Origin of the sequence: Pseudomonas sp. TSRC2-2, assembly GCF_049897785.1 — a bacterium.
Taxonomy (GTDB): Bacteria; Pseudomonadota; Gammaproteobacteria; order Pseudomonadales; family Pseudomonadaceae; genus Aquipseudomonas.
In genome coordinates, this window is sequence record NZ_JAFCWZ010000001.1 from 524,236 (window position 1) to 542,250 (window position 18,015).

Sequence of the window (18,015 nt, forward strand, 5' to 3'; positions counted from 1 at the left end):
ATCAGCTCCAGCCTGCGCGGGTCTTGCGGCTGGAATACAGCGCCAGCAGCACAACAAACGAAAACACCAGCATCGCCGCGGAAAGCCAGTGCGCCTGGGCATATTCCAGTGCTTCGACGTGGTCGTAGATTTGCACCGAGACCACGCGCGTCTTGTCGGGAATGTTGCCGCCGATCATCAGCACCACGCCGAATTCACCCACGGTGTGGGCGAAGCCCAGAATCGCTGCGGTGATGAACCCGGGGCGCGCCAGCGGCAGGATCACGCTGAAGAACGTGTCCCAGGGATTGGCGCGCAAGGTTGCCGCGACTTCGAGCGGGCGGGTGCCAATTGCCGAGAAAGCGTTTTGCAGGGGTTGCACCACGAACGGCATGGAGTAGATCACCGAACCGATGACCAGCCCGGTAAAACTGAACGTCAACGTGCCCAGCCCCAGCCATTGAGTGAACTGACCGAGAAAACCGTGCGGCCCCAGCGCCAGCAGCAGATAAAAACCGATCACCGTCGGCGGCAACACCAGCGGCAGGGCGACGATGGCGCCAATCGGGCCACGCAACCAGGACGAAGTGCGCGCCAGCCATAACGCGATCGGGGTGCCGATCACCAACAGGATCACTGTGGTCAGTGACGCCAGTTTCAGGGTCAGCCAGATCGCGGCGAAATCGGCATTGGTCAGCGACATTTACAATTGGTACCCGAAGGACTTGATCACCGCAGCGGCTTTCGGGCCTTTGAGGTAATCGAGCAGGGCCTTGGCAACGGCGCTGTCCTTGCCTTTGTTCAAGAGCACCGCGTCCTGTTTGATCGGATCATGCAGGGCGGCCGGGACAATCCATGCCGAACCGCTGCTGACTTTGCCGTCCTTGTAGATTTGCGAAAGAGCAACGAAGCCCAGTTCGGCGTTGCCGGTGGAAACGAACTGGTAAGCCTGGGTGATGTTCTGACCTTCGACGATTTTTGCTTTGGTCGCGGCGATCAGGTTGAGTTTTCCCAGCACCTGAGTGGCGGCGAGGCCGTACGGCGCGGTTTTCGGGTTTGCGATCGAGAGGTGTTGGTATTGGTTGGTTTTCAACACCTCGCCTTGCGCATCCACATAGCCATCTTTCGCTGACCACAGCGCCAGCGTGCCGATGGCGTAGGTGAAACGAGATCCCTTGACGGTCTCGCCTTCTTTTTCGAGTTTCTCTGGTGTTGTGTCGTCAGCAGCGAGGAAGACTTCGAAAGGCGCGCCGTTCTTGATCTGGGTGTAGAACTGGCCGGTTGCGCCGTAAGCGGCGACCAGTTTGTGGCCGGTGTCTTTTTCGAAATCGGCAGCGATGGCCTGGATGGGCGCAGTGAAATTGGCGGCGACGGCCACTTGCACGTCGTCCGCCTGAGCGGCGCCGATGCTGAAACATGCGAATAATGAAGCGAAGCAGGCAGGAGCGAAGCGTGGGGCAGCCAGGGTCATGTAAAAACTCCGTGATCGGCGATGAGTGCTCTGTTGTGATAACGCCGATACACAGGCGCGGTCGCTATATAAAGAAATATATAGCGAGACGCCGCTGAGTGGCGAGGGATTAAATTCGCTCGCCGCATAAATTCAACGTGGGATGAGTCTTGCCAATGCGCCCTCGGCGAGTTGCCGGGTCAGTTCGGCGCTGCCGATATCCTTGCCCAACGTCAACGCCTGACCGGCCCAGAGATTGGCAAAATCCGCGTCATCAATGACGCGCAGAGGCATCAGCGCACCTCCGGCCAGCGGGAAGGCTGGCGCCTGCGCGGACATCGGGCCGAGTTCACGCATCGCCCGATTGACAATGCCCCGCGCCGGACGGCCGGTGAAGATGTTGGTGATAGCCGTCTCGCTTTCCTTCGCGGTACGCAGGGCTTTGTGGTGTGAAGCGCTGACTTTGGCTTGCGGCGTGAACAGGTACGCGGTGCCAACTTGAACTGCCGAGGCACCGAGCATGAACGCCGCTGCAACGCCACGGGCATCGCTGATCGCACCCGCTGCAATCACCGGCACTCGCACCGCGTCGACCACTTGTGGTACCAGAGCGAAGGTGCCGACCTGCGTGCTCAGATCATCGCTGAGAAACATTCCGCGGTGGCCGCCGGCTTCATATCCCATGGCAATGATCGCATCGCAGCCATGCTGCTCCAGCCAGATCGCTTCCTCGACCGTGGTGGCAGACGAAAGAATTTTCGCCCCGGTCGCCCTGACCCGGTCGAGCAGGGATTTTTCCGGAAGCCCGAAATGGAAACTCACCACCTCCGGCCGGAATTCTTCGAGCACAGCGCACGCGGCTTCATCGAACGGCGCTCGGTTGGATACCGGCGTCGGTGCGGCAAAATCGGCACCCAGCTCGCGGTAATAGGGTTCGAGCAGATTCTTCCAGTCTCGAGCGCGCTGTTCATCAGCCGCCGGTGGCTTGTGGCAGAAGAAATTGACGTTGAACGGTTTGGCGGTGTGCTGGCGTATGGTTTTCAATTCTTCGCGCAGTTGCCCGATGCTCAGCATCGCGGCCGGCATCGAACCGAGGCCGCCAGCGTTGCACACCTCGATCACCATGGAAGAATGGGTCGCACCGGCCATCGGGCCCTGAATGATCGGCAGTTCGATTCTGAGGAGATCAAGGATGCGGGTGTCAGGCCACTGGCTCATAAAGCAACTCTCCGAACGATAAAACGGGCAGGGACGGCCACCGGTTTTAGCAGCAAAACCAACTGCGCGGCCAGTCTGAAATTCTGAACATGACGTGCAGTTTTTCAGCGTCGGTGCAATCCGCCGCCACCGCTAAACGATCGGTTCATCATTTGTGAAGAATGATTGAAGTTGTGCGTGCGCTGATTACCGAGATTACGTGCGGCGGATTCGCGGTTGAGATTCTGCAACTGCGCATTGGTGTTCGCGGGTCTGGTCCGGTTGGCACCGCTGCCGGCCATGGGCTGCCAGCCGTTGTCGGTTCTCTTGTAAACGTTGCCGTCGCGCCCGGCATAAACGTTGTCGCCGACGCGCGCGGCGCCGCCGTTGTGGCCATGGATACCTCCGTATTGCGTGGTGTTGCCGGTATTGGGGTTGTAGACAGTACCGCGGTTGGCACTGACATGAGTCCCGCTGCGGACGTTGCCGGCAGTAACCCGTTCTCCGGCGACGGCACCACCGTTCTGGCCGACAGCCACACCACTGCGCCCGGCAGCGAAGTTGCCGGTGTAGGCGTTGTGCACCGCGCCACGTTGCCCGGCGGCGGCAATGCCGGTACGCGAGTTGTACGAGGCGCCGACCTGACCGGCCCAGCGATTGCCGGTCCAGGCGTTGTAGCCGGCGCCATGACGGCTGACCGTCGCGCGATCACCCCACTGATGATAAAGGTTGCCGGTCGTTCCGGCCCAGCCACCCGGACCCCAGGCCACGGCGCCGCCGCGATAACCATAGGCTGCGCCACCCCAGGCCAGCGGCGCCGGGTACAGACGCGGGCCCCACGCGTAGCCCCAGCCGTAATTTCCCCACCACGGATAGGCTCCCCAACCCCAGCCCATGGCGACAGTGCTGCTGCCCCAGCTCCAGCCGAATCCAAAGCCAAAGGACCAGCCAGTCCACGGCGTGTAACGAATCGCGACGCCGAAACCGTAGGTCACCGGCGGCCCGTACCAGACACTGCCCACCCACGGCGTATACGGATAACCGGTGCCGTACACCACAACGCCAGTCGCCGGGTCCAGCGTCGAGCCTTGATAGCCTGGCGTATAGCCGACCACCACGGTATCGCCGCTGGATTCGTAAACCTTCACGTACGTGAGGTAGTGCATCGGCGAGCTGGGCGGAATCGAATAAATCACCGCTGGCACTGAAGTGGCCACACTCCACGGCCCGTTCAGCGAGGTGGCGCTGAACCAGATGCCGTTCTCCACGGCCCACCAACTGTCGTTGTCGACGCGAATGATCGGTGTGGCGCTGTTGATCACGTATTGCAACGGCGTATTGCTGATCGCGTTGAGCTGCGGCTCACCGTCAAATTGCGGCGCCGTCATCTTCACCGCGCTTTTCCTGATCGCCGACGTCTGCGGGATGGTCGCCGCAATGGCCGCCTCCTGCGCCTGTGGCGTGCCGGCTACCGAGGCCTTGACGTTCTCTTTGGCGCTGTCGTCAGGAATCTTGGCAAAGTCGGCCGGCAGTTTGTCTGCCGGGACAAAGGTCCATGGCCCGCTCATGTCGCTGGCGCGAAACCAGCGCCCGGAGATCAGCACGTAACTGTTCTGGTCGCCGATTTCCTTGAAGATGTGCCCGGTGGTGTTGCTCACGTACAACAGGCTGGTGCCCTGAATCGGTTGCCATTGCGCGGCGCCGTCGGTAACCAACAGTTCGGTTGGCGCGGTGGCGATGAAGATTTTCGGCTGCGGCGGCTTGGCCAGGCTGGGAATCTTGTCCTTCGGATCGCTTTGTCCGGTAAGCAGGTCCACCTGGCGACTCTTGATCGCCGCCTGTTTGGCTTTTTCCAGACTGGCCGGCGGCGCAGCAAGGCGCGTGTAATCGCCGGCCAATTGATCGGCGACCATCCAGCCGTCAAATACATGCAGGTAGTGTTTGCCTTCGGCGTCTTTGAGCAGCAGTGGGCGCGTGTTGATCACCCGTTGCAGCTCCGTTCCTTCCACCGGCCGATAAGCCGCCTCACCGTCGATGTACACGAGGATTGCCGGGCTGTCGGAACTGATTATGATCGGCGGGGTGTTTTCCAGCGGTGCGCTGTCGGCTTTCTGTTCAGCGTTGAGCACGCCGACCGCCGCTTCCAGTTGATCGAGGGAGATGGTTTTCTTGCGGCTCTCGGCATCTTTTTCCAGGATGGCGAGCCATGTGTTGGCCTGTTTGGCGTCGGCGGGGAAATCGGCCTCGATGATCTTGTACTGATCGAGCGCGACCCAGCGGGTGGTCTTGTCGACGAGAGTGTGCGCGCTGAACTGGACGATGCCGTAGGTGGATTTGCCATCGGCGGCGGTGGCTTCGACGGCCGCGCGGGCATTGAGCGTATAGCCATCCCAGCTGTCGAGCTGCGGCTGATACACCGTCAGCTTGCTCTTGCCGCTGCTGATCACCTGCGGCCAAGTCGGCTCGCTTGGCGCCGCGTTCTGCTTTGCCGCTGGTGCGGCTGCCCAGGCATTGCCAAGCGTCAGCAGACATAACATCAGCAACGAGGGTAAAGCGCTCAGCAAAGGCATCGTCAGCTCCATCGACACACCGGTTTGCAAGGCGCAACCGGGAAAACACAACCGTCGAAAAAGCATAGCCGCCCGCCGTGGATTTACCCGGCTGATCGAGCAGTTAGCGCAAAGTCGAGTGTGGCAATGTGTTGCGATGTGCTATTTCAAGGCATGCTTTTTCCAAATCTTCTTCGAGGGGCCGTCATGTTCAATGCCATTCTGATCGACAAAGACGACAACGGTTATCGCGCCTATTTGCAGCAAATCGATGAGCAGCAACTGCCCGAAGGCAACGTCAGCGTGAACGTCGCGTACAGCACCCTGAATTTCAAAGACGGCCTGGCGATCACCGGCAGCAGCCCGGTGGTGCGCAAGTTTCCCATGGTGCCGGGGATCGATCTGGCGGGGACTGTCGAGTCCAGTTCGCATGCGGATTTCAAGGCAGGCGATCAGGTGCTGCTCAACGGTTGGGGCGTCGGTGAAAGCCACTGGGGCGGGCTGGCGCAAAAGGCCCGGCTCAACGGTGACTGGCTGATTCCACTGCCGCAAGCTTTCACCCCCGCGCAAGCCATGGCCATCGGCACGGCAGGTTATACCGCGATGCTGTGCATCCTGGCGCTGGAGCGCCATGGCGTGACGCCGGATCACGGCGAAGTGCTGGTCACTGGCGCCAATGGCGGGGTCGGCAGCTTTGCCATCGCCTTGCTCAGCAAGTTGGGGTATCGCGTGGTGGCGTCCACGGGGCGGGTGTCCGAGCATGAATACCTGCAGCAATTGGGCGCTGCCGAAATCATCGATCGAGCCACTTTGTCCGAGCCGGGCAAGCCATTGGCGAAGGAACGTTGGGCGGCGGTGGTCGATTCGGTCGGCAGCCATACTTTGGCGAATGCTTGCGCCAGCACGCGCTCCGAAGGCGTGGTTGCGGCATGTGGGCTGGCGCAGGGCATGGATTTTCCGGCGTCGGTTGCGCCGTTCATTCTGCGCGGCGTCACTTTGGCCGGGATCAACAGCGTGACTCAACCGAAAGCACGCCGTGTCGAGGCATGGGATCGACTGGCCAGGGATCTGGATTTCTCCTTGCTCAACCTGATAAGCCAGGAAATCAGTTTGAGCGAAGCCCTTGAGGCCGCGCCCAAACTGCTCGCCGGTCAACTACGGGGCAGGGTGGTGGTCGACGTCAATCGCTGAGTTCGCGCTCTAACAGTTGACGTTTGCGCTCGACGCCCCAGCGGTAGCCGGAAAGATTGCCATCGCTGCGCACCACGCGGTGGCAAGGAATCGCTACCGCCAGGCGGTTGGCGCCGCAAGCCTGGGCGACGGCGCGCATCGAGGTCGGCGCGCCAATGCGCTGCGCGATCTGGGCGTAACTGGCGGTGCTGCCCGGCGGGATCTCGCGGAGTGCCTGCCAGACTCGCTCCTGAAACGCTGTGCCGCGTATATCCAGCGGCAAGTTCAGGCCGGTCGCAGGTGCTTCGACAAAGCCGACGACGTTGGCGATCAACCGTTCAAACTCGCGGTCGGCGCCGATCAGATTGGCGTTGCGAAACTGATCCTGCAGGTCGCACACCAATAGATGCGGATCGTCGCCGAGCAGAATCGCGCAAATCCCCCGTTCGCTTTGCGCGACCAGAATCGCCCCGAGCGAACATTGGCCTACGGCAAAGCGGATGTCATTGTTCTGCCCGGCGGCGCGGTAGTCGGTGGGCTTCATGCCGAGCAATTGGTCAGCGGCTTCGTAAAAACGGCTGTTGGAATTGAAGCCGGCGTCATACAGCGCATCGGTCACCGAGCCGCCGTTCGCGAGTCGCGCACGCAGCTTGCGTGAACGATGCGCCGTGGCGTACGCCTTCGGTGTCAGGCCGGTCGCAGTTTTGAATACCCGGTGGAAATGAAAAGGGCTAAGGCCGGCGGTGGCCGCCAGGCTGTTGAGCGCCGGCAGCCTCTCACAGGCCTCGATCTGCCGACACGCTGCCGCAATGATCGCTGCATGCTGCGTATCATTCTGATCCTTACTGGCGCGTTTGCTCGGCCGATATCCGGCAGCTTCGGCCAGTTCGGCTGTATCGAAAAATACGACGTTCTGCGGTTTCGGCAACCGCGCAAGGCTGCTCGGTCGGCAATAAACACCGGTGGTTTTTACCGCGTAGACAAATGTCCTGTCGGCACTTGAGTCGCGAGCCACCACGGCGGCCCAGCGTGGATCGTCTTCAATACTGGTGTTCGAAAGCGTGTCCATGAGAGGGAATCCGTTGACCTGTTTGACTCAGGTTAACCAGCATCGGAGCTGACGACACTCCGCGCCTTGCGGTCAAACTTTTACTGATCGCCAGCGACGCGGAAGGTGATGTTGACGCGCCGCTCGCCCAAGAGCGGGTGATGGCCGGGTTTGATTGGCAGTACGCCGTGATAGCGCAGGCGATCCACCCCACCCCAGATCACCATGTCGCAGTGCAAGAGCGGGATGCGCTGGCTCTTGTCGCTGCGTTCGAAACCGCCGAACAGAAACATCGCCGGCAAACCCAGTGACAACGAAACGATGGGCGCGGCATAACCCTTTTCGTCCTTGTCCTGATGCAACGACATCTTGGCACCGGGGACGTATTGGTTGATCAGGCAAGAGTCGGGATGGAAATCCTTGTAGCCGGCTTGCTCTGCCGCCTCGCTCGCGAGTATGGCAAACACCGCCGGCATCGACGGCCAGGGCAAACCGCTGAGTGGGTCAACGTTGGAATAGCGGTAACCGCTGCGATCGGTGACCCAGCCCAACTGCCCGCAACTGCTGGTGCCGACCGACATGCTGAAACCGCCGGGTGTCACCATGTGGCGCAGCGGGGCGGCAGCGAGAATGGCTTCAAGCGCTGTCAGCAGTTGCTCCACCCGAGGCAGGGCGAATCCGCGCTGTACCCACGATTGCTCACCGATCTGCTCGGCCCGGGGGTACTGCACGGGTTCGTTGTCGGCGAACAGGTCAAACGTGGTCGGTTGCATGGTGTTGTTACAGCGCTTTGCTGACCTTGATGTCACTGAGCTCTTCGTCAGCGTGCATTTTTTTCAGCGCCGCTTTCGCTTCCTCGTCAGTGCCCGTTTCCAGCTCGGCGAACTCGAAACGCTGTTCACCGTCCAGTTTGTACTTGATCACGTATTTGGTTTTTTGCGCCACGGTGGTGGTTTCCTTTCAGAATTGGCTGCGCGTCTCAGCTCAGTTTAGTGCTGGAACGACGGATGATCTTGATCGAATGGGTCAGCGTCGGCTTGCGCGTCACGCTGATTGCGCGGCGGTTGACGGTGTCGATGGTGATGTTCCAGAAGCCGGTGCTTGGCGCCGTGATGCGCGCTGGGAAGGTGTCGAACGCGCCGCCGTGATAGGTGTGACGGCCGCCGTTTTTGAAGCTGCGAAAGTTGGCATCGTTCATCAAACGGATGTTGCACATTTGCGAGCATTGAATGACGACGATGTCGTCTTCGTTGAGGTGCTCGCGCTGGTGAATGAATTTCATGGGCGCCTCCAGAAGGGCTTTTTCTACAAAATCAAAACGATAGCTTGTCGATGGGCGCAGTTTATCAGCCCGCACGGGTTATTATCTGGCCGTCGGGCGTTGCTTTGACAAATTTTGAACAGAACTTCGCCACGGCAGGCGGGTTAAATGCAAAAGGCCCCGGAGAAAAGCGGCGTTTGTGCTGTCGGACGGTCTTTAACGGAGGATTTGTATGAAGTGGGGTGTGGTGTGTGTGCCGTTGATTCTGGCGATGGCCGGTTGTGCAAATGTTTCAGAAATCAATGAAACGCTGCCAACCATGAGCGTGATCTCCGGCAAAAAGCCCCAGGAGTACGCGCAGTGCCTGACCGACAAGCTCGCTGATAGCCGCGGTGCGTTGCAGGTTCAGCCGCAAAAGGACGGTGTTCGAGTAATCGTCCCGGGCAAACTCTCTTCAGGCCCGGCAGCAGTATTTGATATCGAAGATCGCGCTGGCGGCAGCAGCATCAAGCTGCATGAGCGCATGTCCAATGTGCCGGTTCGCCCTCGCGATGTGCAGAAAGCCGCGAACGCCTGTATTTCCGGCTGATAGACTACCCAATCTCGGCACCCGATGCCGTCACAGTCCTGCTGTGGCGGCATTGTCATTTTTGGAGTTGCGATGAAGCGAGAGCACGTGCGCGAACGCCATGCAGAGGGCCTTATCTCTGCCACCCATGTGATCCAGAACCCGGCCAATCCTGGCGAATGGATCGTATTTTTCAAGAAGAGTGCAGGGCGCAGCTACTTCCTGGTGGATGACAATGATGAAGTCGAGTCTTTCAGTCGGCTCGATGATCTGATCGAGGTCGTCCGTGGCCTCGGAATCAAGTTCGCCGAAATTCACATGTAAGGCTTACTTGCAGACGACCACGACGTTGCGGGTTTTGTAATTGCCAACGTCGACGCCCAGGGTCTTGTCGTCTTCCTCAGGGGCCGGTGTGCCGTCAGTGCCGACGATGCGATAACCGGTTCCCGCGCAGGACGCATCGGCCTTTTCATAGCACATCGCCCAAGAGTTGGCTTCGCCGGAGCAATCGATGCTCAACCCTTGTTCGCCGTTCTTCAGATAGGTCGGCTGCGAGGTGGCACAGCCGCTTAGTACCAATGCCGCGATAAGCGGCTGCAGTTTGTTCAGGTTCATGATTGCGTGGTCTTCACGTGGGGGACTGGATGCTCTGACAGCGGCGCGATGAAAAGGTTATAGCGATTGGCCACTTGTTTGCCAACAAGGCACAAAAAAGCCCTGCGTGGTGGCAGGGCTTGGGGCGTGTGGCGACTGGGATCAGTCCTCTTTGCCGCGACGCTTGGCTGATGCAGGCGTATCGGTGAACACCGAGGCTACGTCTGTCGCCATCTGCTCGCTGTCGAACGGCCCGGCAATGTGCTCGCCGTTAGTGGTGGTCAGCGTCCACTTGCCGTCTTTCTTGTCGATCACATACCCGTTGATGATTTTTACCGCAGCCATCTAGTCTGTCCCGTTCGCTGGTTCAAAGGCGCAATGATAGCGGCAAATGCTCGCATCGGGGGCGGATAAGCGTATGGTGATCCAGTTTCGACAGATCTTGAGCTACGCTGACTTTGCTGCTGAAAAACCCGGATGGAACTATCCGCGCGAATATTTCTCTATGTTGGCATCGGTTAGCCAGCGCGGGGCATTGTAAGGCGCGCGCCGCCTGATTAGACTGCCTCGAAACTCGTACACACAGCCTTTTCAAGGACTTATATGATCAAGAAATGCTTGTTTCCAGCAGCCGGTTACGGCACTCGCTTCCTCCCAGCGACCAAAGCCATGCCTAAAGAAATGCTGCCGGTGGTAAACAAGCCACTGATCCAGTACGGCGTTGAAGAAGCACTGGACGCGGGCCTGACTGAAATCTCCATTGTTACCGGCCGTGGCAAGCGTGCTCTGGAAGACCACTTCGACATCAGCTACGAGCTGGAAAACCAGATCAAGGGCACCGACAAGGAAAAATATCTGGTCGGTATTCGCAAGCTGTTGGACGAGTGCTCGTTCTCCTACACCCGTCAGACCGAGATGAAAGGCCTGGGCCACGCGATCCTGACCGGTCGCCCGCTGATCGGCGACGAACCGTTCGCTGTGGTGCTGGCGGACGACCTGTGCGTCAACATCGATGGCGACGGCGTGCTGACCCAGATGGTCAAGCTGTACAAGCAATTCCGCTGCTCGATCGTCGCCATCCAGGAAGTCGATCCGCAGGAAACCAACAAATACGGCGTAATCGCCGGCGAAATGATCCGCGACGACATCTACCGCGTACACAGCATGGTCGAAAAGCCAAAGCCTGAAGACGCGCCGTCGAACCTGGCGATCATCGGTCGTTACATCCTGACCCCGGACATCTTCGACCTGATCGAACAGACCGAGCCAGGCAAAGGCGGTGAAATCCAGATCACCGACGCCCTGATGAAGCAGGCCCAGAACGGCTGCGTGATGGCCTACAAATTCAAGGGCAAGCGTTTTGACTGCGGTGGCGCTGAAGGCTACATCGACGCGACCAACTTCTGCTTCGAGAACTTCTACAAGACTGGCAAGGCTTACTGATAGCCTTCGCCTCGTCTGCAAAAGAAAGCCACCTTCGGGTGGCTTTTTCATTTTCTGCCCTTATGTGGATGGCAGTGCTTGCCCAATGGGTGACTGCAGGTATGCTGATCCCCTGCCGAGGAGATAGAAATGGCCTACGATTTTGACCTTTATGTGATTGGCGCCGGTTCTGGCGGTGTGCGTGCTGCGCGGTTTGCCGCAGGCTTCGGGGCGAAAGTGGCGGTGGCCGAGAGCCGTTATCTGGGCGGCACCTGCGTCAACGTCGGCTGCGTGCCGAAAAAACTGTTGGTGTACGGCGCGCACTTTGCCGAAGACTTCGAGCAAGCGTCCGGTTTCGGCTGGAATCTGGGCGAAGCCAACTTTGATTGGGCCACGCTGATCGCCAACAAGGATCGCGAAATCAATCGCCTCAACGGCATTTATCGCAATCTGCTGGTCAACAGTGGCGTGACTCTGCACGAGGCGCACGCGAAAATCGTCGGGCCGCACGAGGTTGAGGTCAATGGCGAGCGCTACACGGCGAAAAACATTCTGATCGCCACCGGCGGCTGGCCGCAGATCCCTGAAATTCCAGGGCACGAACACGCGATCGGTTCGAACGAAGCGTTCTTCCTGAAAGAATTGCCCAAGCGTGTGCTGGTGGTTGGCGGCGGTTACATTGCGGTCGAGTTCGCTGGAATTTTCCATGGCCTCGGCGCCAACACCACGCTGTTATATCGCGGCGATCTGTTCCTGCGTGGGTTTGACGGTTCGGTGCGCAAGCATTTGCAGGAAGAATTGACCAAGCGCGGTCTCGACCTGCAATTCAACGCCGACATCGCGCGCATCGACAGGCAGGACGACGGCAGCCTGAAGGCGACGCTCAAGGATGGTCGCGTACTCGAAGCTGATTGCGTGTTCTACGCCACCGGCCGGCGTCCGATGCTGGACAATCTGGGCCTGGAAAATACCGATGTGCAGCTGGACGACAGAGGCTTCATCAAGGTCGACGACGAGTATCAAACCACCGAACCGTCGATTCTGGCGCTTGGCGACGTCATCGGTCGCGTGCAGCTGACACCTGTCGCATTGGCTGAGGGGATGGCCGTCGCGCGACGGCTGTTCAAGCCGGAGCAATACCGTCCGGTGGATTACAAGATGATTCCGACCGCTGTGTTCAGCCTGCCGAACATCGGCACCGTTGGATTAAGCGAAGAAGAGGCACGTGAATGTGGCCACGAGGTGGTGATTTTCGAGAGTCGCTTCCGGCCAATGAAGCTGACCTTGACTGAGTGTCAGGAGAAAACCCTGATGAAGCTGGTGGTCGACGCCAAGACTGACAAGGTGCTTGGCTGCCACATGGTCGGCCCGGACGCTGGCGAGATTGTGCAAGGTCTGGCGATCGCCTTGAAGGCTGGTGCGACCAAGCGTGACTTCGACGACACGATCGGGGTGCACCCGACGGCCGCCGAAGAGTTCGTCACCATGCGCACGCCGGTCAGCGCTTAAGCGTCCTTCGCGTTGGCCGAGTCTGGCGCTGCCGCAGTGGCAGCGGCCAGGCGCTGGCTGTCCTCAAGGCTCGCCTGAGCCTTGAGCAATTCCTTTTCCAGTGACTGATTGAGCTGTGTCTGCTCCTCGACGCTCTGCTTGAGTGCCTGGCTTTCCAGTGTCGCCACGCGTAGACGTTCCTGGAGGAGGGTACGCTCGCTGTCCATTCGTGTGGCCTGTTCGAGTAACTGATCCTGACGCTGATTGCTCTGCTTGAGCTGATCCTGCAACAGGTTCAACTCGCGTTGGGTGCCACGGTTCTCGGTGAGCAGTCGTTCGTTATCGCGGTGCAGTTGGGTGATTTCGTCTTGGCGCACCAACGCGCTTTGCTGTGCTTGACGCAGTTCGGCCTGAATCTGCTGGATTTGCCCTTCGTGGCGGGCCTGTTCCTGCTCCCGCTGTTCCTTGGTCGCGTTGCGGTAATGCTCCAGCGCATCGCGCGCGTGCAGGTGTTTTTCTTCAAGCGAGCGGATCTGTTCGTCCTTGTCCTGCAAGCGCAATTCGAAATCTGCCAAGGCCTGGTTCAGCCCGGCATTGCGCGTCTGTTCGGTTTGCAGCATCGAGCGCGTGCTGTTCAGCGCTTCGGATTCGCGCTGCAGCGCAGCGCTTTGGATGTCGTGGTCGTGCTCGAGTTTTTCCAGCGCCTGGCGCGTCTCTTTCAGCTCGGTTTCCAGGGCTTCACGCTGCTCCTCGAACTGTTCGCGGGCTTGCTCGATGGGCTCCTGAGCCTGCTCTTTCAGGCGCTGGGCGAGGCGAGAGACGAGGGCGCTCAGCTCATCATCGATCGGTTCTGCTGACGCCTCTGTTGGTTGGGCACCGTCATCGAGTTCTTTCAGATAGCGATGGATCGTGGTTTTCGAACCGGTGTTGCCCATTTCAATGCGTACTGCATCGATGCTCGGGTGTTCGCCGCGAGCGAGAATCGCTGTGCGCGCGATTTGCACCAGTGCTTTGGTAATGCCGCCACGGGCCATGTTAACTCCTACGGTTACGTACTGTGGTACATGCCACTAAAGTACGCAGTGTACCATGCTTAAAATATAGGTAAATCCTTGAAATAAAACAGGCGGGATATACTGGTATTACCCAATGTCAGCCGGCAAAATGCGCATCTGCATGCCTGAACCCGTACGCCAGCGAGAAAACTGCACATGAGTGACATCGATCGATATCTGCAAGCCGCCACTCGCGACAACACCCGTCGCAGCTATCGCATGGCTATCGAACATTTCGAAGTGACGTGGGGCGGGTTCCTGCCCGCCACCGCCGACAGCGTTGCGCGGTATCTGGTGGAGCACGCTGGAGTGCTGTCGATCAATACGCTGAAGCTGCGCCTGTCGGCGCTGGCCCAATGGCATAACAGCCAGGGTTTTGCCGACCCGACCAAGGCGCCGGCAGTGCGCAAGGTATTCAAAGGGATTCGCGCGCTGCACCCAGCGCAGGAAAAACAGGCCGAACCTTTGCAACTGCAGGATTTGCAGCGAGTAATCGATTGGCTGGAGCTGGAGGCGCAGACGGCCCGGCGGGAACAGGACCGCCCGACCTTGCTCAAGGCTTATCGCGATCGTGCATTGATTCTGTTGGGCTTTTGGCGCGGCTTTCGCAGCGATGAGTTGTGCCGCTTGCAGATCGAACACGTGCAAGCCAGTGCTGGCAAGGGCATCACTGTGTATCTGCCGCGCAGCAAGGGCGATCGAGAAAATCTCGGCCAGACGTACCAGGCCCCGGCGCTGTTGAAGTTGTGCCCGGTGCAGGCCTATATCGACTGGATCACGGAAGCCGCGCTGGTACGCGGCGCAGTTTTCCGCAGCATTGACCGCTGGGGCAACCTGAGCGAGGACGGCTTGCACGCCAACAGCATCATCCCTCTTCTGCGCCAAGCCTTGCATCGCGCCGGGATCGCCGCCGCCAATTACACCAGTCATTCATTGCGGCGGGGTTTTGCGACTTGGGCGCATCAAAGCGGTTGGGATCTGAAATCGCTGATGAGTTACGTTGGCTGGAAGGACATGAAATCGGCTATGCGCTATGTTGAGATCAGCCCATTCCAAGGGATGGCTCGGATTATGGATAAACCGGAGCAACCGTAGAGATCGTTTTCTTCTATTAATACAGTCAGCTAATAGCGAAAACAAATCAGCAGTATCAGGTTTGCCAATGAGCCTTCCGTCGAGTGAGTGGGTAGGATTCACCCATCAACTTCATAACCCCTGACGGAGAGTCATCGATGCCTATCATCAACAGCCAAGTAAAACCGTTCAACGCTACCGCGTTCAAAAACGGCGACTTCGTTCAAGTCTCGGATGCTGACTTGAAAGGCAAGTGGTCCGTTGTGTTCTTCTACCCAGCCGACTTCACCTTCGTGTGCCCAACCGAGCTGGAAGACCTGGCAGACAACTACGCTGAGTTCAAGAAACTGGGCGTGGAAATCTACAGCGTTTCGACCGACACCCACTTTGCTCACGCTGCCTGGCACAACACCTCGCCAGCCATCGGCAAAATCGAATACACCATGATCGGCGACCCGACCCACGTGATCTCGCGCAACTTCGACGTGCTGATCGAAGAAGCCGGTCTGGCTGACCGCGGCACCTTCGTGATCAACCCTGAAGGCCAGATCAAAATCGTTGAGCTGAACGATGGCGGCGTTGGCCGTGACGCTTCCGAGCTGCTGCGCAAGATCAAGGCTGCTCAGTACGTCGCTGCACACCCAGGCGAAGTTTGCCCAGCCAAGTGGAAAGAAGGCGAGGCCACTCTGGCTCCGTCGCTGGACCTGGTCGGCAAGATCTAAGTCTGTGACATGCAACGCAGGGCGGCACGCCGCACCTTCTTAAGTTAGCTGCACCGCCCAATAAAAATGCCCGGGCGAGATTCGCTCGGGCTTTTTTTTGCCTCAAATAAAGGAAATCGCCCGTATGTTGGACGCCAATCTTAAAGCCCAGTTGAAATCGTACCTGGAACGGGTCACCCAACCGATCGAGATCGTTGCATCGCTCGACGACGGTGCGAAATCCCGTGAAATGCTGGACCTGCTGAAAGACGTTGCGAGTCTTTCGAGCCAAATTACCCTGATCGACAGCGGTGACGATGCCCGCAAGCCATCGTTCTCGATCAACCGCCCCGGAGCCGACATCAGCCTGCGCTTCGCCGGTATCCCGATGGGCCATGAATTCACCTCACTGGTGCTGGCCTTGCTGCAAGTCGGCGGCCACCCGTCGAAAGCCAGCGTTGAAGTCATCGAGCAGATCCGCTCGCTCACAGGCGAGTTCAGCTTCGAGACCTACTTCTCGCTGTCCTGCCAGAACTGCCCGGACGTCGTTCAGGCGCTGAACCTGATGGCCGTGCTCAACCCGAACATCCGCCACGTCGCCATCGATGGCGCGCTGTTTCAGGATGAAGTCAACGACCGCAAGATCATGGCCGTGCCGAGCGTCTACCTCAACGGTCAAAACTTCGGCCAGGGCCGTATGGGCCTGGAAGAGATTCTCGCCAAACTCGACACCGGCGCCATCGTGCGTCAGGCCGAGAAAATCAGCGCCAAGCAAGCCTTTGACGTGCTGGTTGTCGGCGGTGGCCCGGCCGGTGCTTCGGCCGCTATCTATGCTGCACGTAAAGGCATCCGCACCGGTGTTGCCGCCGAGCGTTTTGGCGGTCAGGTGCTGGACACCATGGCCATCGAGAACTTCATTTCCGTACAGGAAACCGAAGGGCCGAAACTGGCCACGGCTCTGGAAGAACACGTCAAGCAGTACGACGTCGACATCATGAACCTGCAACGTGCCGACAAGTTGATCCCGGGCAAGAATGGCGAGTTGCACGAAGTCCACTTCGCCAGTGGTGCGACTCTGAAAGCCAAGAGCGTGATCCTGGCGACTGGTGCGCGGTGGCGTGAAATGAACGTGCCGGGCGAGCAGGAATACCGTAACAAAGGCGTGGCGTACTGCCCGCACTGCGACGGCCCGCTGTTCAAGGGCAAGCGCGTAGCGGTGATCGGCGGCGGTAACTCCGGCGTTGAGGCGGCCATCGATTTGGCCGGAATCGTCTCGCATGTAACGCTGCTGGAATTTGACGTGCAACTGCGGGCTGACGCCGTGCTGCAACGCAAGCTGCACAGCCTGCCGAACGTCACCGTGATCACCAGTGCGCAAACCACTGAAGTCACCGGTAACGGCGAGAAGGTCAACGGTCTGCGTTACAAGGATCGTACGACTGATGAGTTGCGCACGGTCGAGCTGGAAGGCATTTTTGTGCAAATCGGCCTGCTGCCCAACACCGATTGGCTCAAAGGCACCATCGAGCTGTCGCCGCGTGGCGAGATCATTGTCGACAACCGTGGCGAGACGTCGATTCCAGGGATCTTTGCAGCGGGTGACGTGACGACTGTGCCGTACAAGCAGATCGTGATTGCCGTCGGCGAGGGCGCCAAGGCTTCGCTGAGTGCGTTCGATCACCTGATCCGGACTTCGGCACCGGCGTAATTGACTGGTCGGAAATGAAAAAACCCATGAGCGATCATGGGTTTTTTTATGCGTGAGACACGGCAAATTTGCGAGCGAGCTTGCTCGCGTGGGCAACATCATCGTCATGACGCACCGCAGTCGCGAGCAGGCTCGCTCCCGCATAGATTCAGGCAGCTCCTTAGAGCGGCGCCGGCTGAATGATTTCGACCCAGTAGCCATCCGGATCCTTGATGAACGCCAGGCTTTTCATGCGGCCATCGGTCAGGCGCTTCTGGAAGTCGCAGCCCAGCTCTTCGAAACGTGCACACGCTGCGACGATATCCGGCACCGAAATACAGATGTGGCCGAAACCGCGCGGGTCGGTGTTGCCATTGTGATAGGCGAAGTCAGCATCGTTTTCGGTGCCGTGGTTATGGGTCAGTTCGAGAATGCCCGGGATCGATTTCATCCATTCGGTACGCGCGGCGGCGTCGGTCGGGATCTGCGCTTTGTCGACGAGTGCGAGGAAGTACAGGCTGAACTCGGCTTCCGGGAAGTCACGCTTTTCGACCAGCGAAAAACCCAATATGCGGGTGTAGAAGTCCAACGACTTGGTGATGTCCTTCACGCGCAGCATGGTGTGGTTGAACACGAAGTTGCGGGTTGCGCTGTCTGGCGTGGCAGTCACGCCGGGGAAAGTGTTCAGTTCGTTGAGGCTCATGGGCCCTCCAATAACAATGGGCGAGTGAATGGGCGCAATGATACGCATGCCGGGCGGCATCGCCAAATG

Annotated in this window: 20 protein-coding genes; 8 read left to right on the forward strand and 12 right to left on the reverse strand. The window is 59.1% G+C overall.

Annotated elements, in window-relative coordinates; all coding sequences use genetic code 11:
* Nucleotide 1: 1 nt before the first annotated feature.
* From modB to ACP7D9_RS02460, 4 genes are all read right to left on the reverse strand, one after another.
* Complete coding sequence (gene modB, locus ACP7D9_RS02445) at nt 2-682, reverse strand: molybdate ABC transporter permease subunit (protein ID WP_426155464.1); 681 nt, start codon at nt 680-682, stop codon at nt 2-4.
* Nucleotides 683-1,450 (reverse strand): molybdate ABC transporter substrate-binding protein, encoded by a 768-nt coding sequence (gene modA, locus ACP7D9_RS02450; protein WP_426155466.1) that lies wholly within the window; start codon nt 1,448-1,450, stop codon nt 683-685.
* A gap of 132 nt (nt 1,451-1,582) precedes the next feature.
* Nucleotides 1,583-2,647 carry an NAD(P)H-dependent flavin oxidoreductase gene (locus ACP7D9_RS02455; RefSeq protein WP_426155468.1) on the reverse strand — a complete coding sequence of 355 codons (1,065 nt, stop codon included), beginning with the start codon at nt 2,645-2,647 and terminating at the stop codon, nt 1,583-1,585.
* 104 nt (nt 2,648-2,751) lie between these two features.
* Nucleotides 2,752-5,196: an autotransporter gene (locus ACP7D9_RS02460; protein WP_426155470.1), complete on the reverse strand. Its 2,445-nt coding sequence runs from the start codon at nt 5,194-5,196 to the stop codon at nt 2,752-2,754.
* A 186-nt stretch (nt 5,197-5,382) separates the two neighbouring features.
* Here ACP7D9_RS02460 and ACP7D9_RS02465 point away from each other — a divergent pair, with 186 nt between their 5' ends.
* Complete coding sequence (locus ACP7D9_RS02465) at nt 5,383-6,366, forward strand: MDR family oxidoreductase (RefSeq protein ID WP_426155472.1); 984 nt, start codon at nt 5,383-5,385, stop codon at nt 6,364-6,366.
* Here the strand turns inward: ACP7D9_RS02465 and ada are convergent.
* The 4 genes from ada to ACP7D9_RS02485 all read right to left on the reverse strand — a co-directional run bounded on the left by ada (nt 6,356) and on the right by ACP7D9_RS02485 (nt 8,675).
* Nucleotides 6,356-7,414, reverse strand: coding sequence for a bifunctional DNA-binding transcriptional regulator/O6-methylguanine-DNA methyltransferase Ada (ada, locus tag ACP7D9_RS02470; RefSeq protein WP_426155474.1), 1,059 nt, complete (start codon nt 7,412-7,414; stop codon nt 6,356-6,358). The genes ACP7D9_RS02465 and ada overlap by 11 nt on opposite strands.
* A gap of 80 nt (nt 7,415-7,494) precedes the next feature.
* Nucleotides 7,495-8,166: a DNA oxidative demethylase AlkB gene (alkB, locus tag ACP7D9_RS02475; protein WP_426155476.1), complete on the reverse strand. Its 672-nt coding sequence runs from the start codon at nt 8,164-8,166 to the stop codon at nt 7,495-7,497.
* A 7-nt stretch (nt 8,167-8,173) separates the two neighbouring features.
* A complete protein-coding gene (locus ACP7D9_RS02480; protein WP_165368422.1) occupies nt 8,174-8,338 on the reverse strand; it encodes a hypothetical protein in 165 nt (54 codons plus the stop codon).
* A 34-nt stretch (nt 8,339-8,372) separates the two neighbouring features.
* Nucleotides 8,373-8,675 carry a DUF1883 domain-containing protein gene (locus ACP7D9_RS02485; RefSeq protein WP_007912251.1) on the reverse strand — a complete coding sequence of 101 codons (303 nt, stop codon included), beginning with the start codon at nt 8,673-8,675 and terminating at the stop codon, nt 8,373-8,375.
* 211 nt (nt 8,676-8,886) lie between these two features.
* On the opposite strand from ACP7D9_RS02485, the gene ACP7D9_RS02490 reads away from it, so the two are divergent.
* The gene (locus ACP7D9_RS02490; protein WP_016774925.1) at nt 8,887-9,243 is read left to right on the forward strand and encodes a hypothetical protein; all 357 of its coding nucleotides are present in this window, start codon (nt 8,887-8,889) and stop codon (nt 9,241-9,243) included.
* 72 nt (nt 9,244-9,315) lie between these two features.
* Nucleotides 9,316-9,546 (forward strand): hypothetical protein, encoded by a 231-nt coding sequence (locus ACP7D9_RS02495; protein WP_039762740.1) that lies wholly within the window; start codon nt 9,316-9,318, stop codon nt 9,544-9,546.
* A 3-nt stretch (nt 9,547-9,549) separates the two neighbouring features.
* Here ACP7D9_RS02495 and ACP7D9_RS02500 read toward each other — a convergent pair whose 3' ends face one another.
* Both ACP7D9_RS02500 and ACP7D9_RS02505 read right to left on the reverse strand, forming a co-directional pair.
* Nucleotides 9,550-9,837 (reverse strand): hypothetical protein, encoded by a 288-nt coding sequence (locus ACP7D9_RS02500; RefSeq protein WP_101157193.1) that lies wholly within the window; start codon nt 9,835-9,837, stop codon nt 9,550-9,552.
* 141 nt (nt 9,838-9,978) lie between these two features.
* Nucleotides 9,979-10,161 (reverse strand): hypothetical protein, encoded by a 183-nt coding sequence (locus ACP7D9_RS02505; RefSeq protein WP_101157195.1) that lies wholly within the window; start codon nt 10,159-10,161, stop codon nt 9,979-9,981.
* A gap of 258 nt (nt 10,162-10,419) precedes the next feature.
* Here ACP7D9_RS02505 and galU point away from each other — a divergent pair, with 258 nt between their 5' ends.
* Together galU and gorA are read left to right on the forward strand one after the other, a co-directional pair.
* A complete protein-coding gene (gene galU, locus ACP7D9_RS02510; RefSeq protein WP_024013124.1) occupies nt 10,420-11,259 on the forward strand; it encodes a UTP--glucose-1-phosphate uridylyltransferase GalU in 840 nt (279 codons plus the stop codon).
* Nucleotides 11,260-11,388: 129 nt separating this feature from the next.
* The gene (gorA, locus tag ACP7D9_RS02515) at nt 11,389-12,747 is read left to right on the forward strand and encodes a glutathione-disulfide reductase (RefSeq protein WP_426155480.1); all 1,359 of its coding nucleotides are present in this window, start codon (nt 11,389-11,391) and stop codon (nt 12,745-12,747) included.
* Here the strand turns inward: gorA and ACP7D9_RS02520 are convergent.
* Nucleotides 12,744-13,760 carry a DNA-binding protein gene (locus ACP7D9_RS02520; protein WP_313001625.1) on the reverse strand — a complete coding sequence of 339 codons (1,017 nt, stop codon included), beginning with the start codon at nt 13,758-13,760 and terminating at the stop codon, nt 12,744-12,746. The two genes, gorA and ACP7D9_RS02520, sit on opposite strands and share 4 nt — an antisense overlap.
* Before the next feature lie 177 nt (nt 13,761-13,937).
* Between ACP7D9_RS02520 and ACP7D9_RS02525 the strand changes: the two genes are divergently transcribed.
* The 3 genes from ACP7D9_RS02525 (at nt 13,938) to ahpF (ending at nt 17,264) form a co-directional block, all read left to right on the forward strand.
* A complete protein-coding gene (locus ACP7D9_RS02525; protein WP_426155482.1) occupies nt 13,938-14,876 on the forward strand; it encodes a site-specific integrase in 939 nt (312 codons plus the stop codon).
* 137 nt (nt 14,877-15,013) lie between these two features.
* Nucleotides 15,014-15,577, forward strand: a complete 564-nt coding sequence (gene ahpC / locus ACP7D9_RS02530) for an alkyl hydroperoxide reductase subunit C (protein ID WP_101157203.1) — start codon at nt 15,014-15,016, stop codon at nt 15,575-15,577.
* A gap of 124 nt (nt 15,578-15,701) precedes the next feature.
* Nucleotides 15,702-17,264, forward strand: coding sequence for an alkyl hydroperoxide reductase subunit F (ahpF, locus tag ACP7D9_RS02535; RefSeq protein ID WP_426155485.1), 1,563 nt, complete (start codon nt 15,702-15,704; stop codon nt 17,262-17,264).
* Nucleotides 17,265-17,424: 160 nt separating this feature from the next.
* Here ahpF and gloA read toward each other — a convergent pair whose 3' ends face one another.
* Nucleotides 17,425-17,946, reverse strand: a complete 522-nt coding sequence (gene gloA / locus ACP7D9_RS02540; RefSeq protein WP_426155487.1) for a lactoylglutathione lyase — start codon at nt 17,944-17,946, stop codon at nt 17,425-17,427.
* Nucleotides 17,947-18,015: the final 69 nt, after the last annotated feature.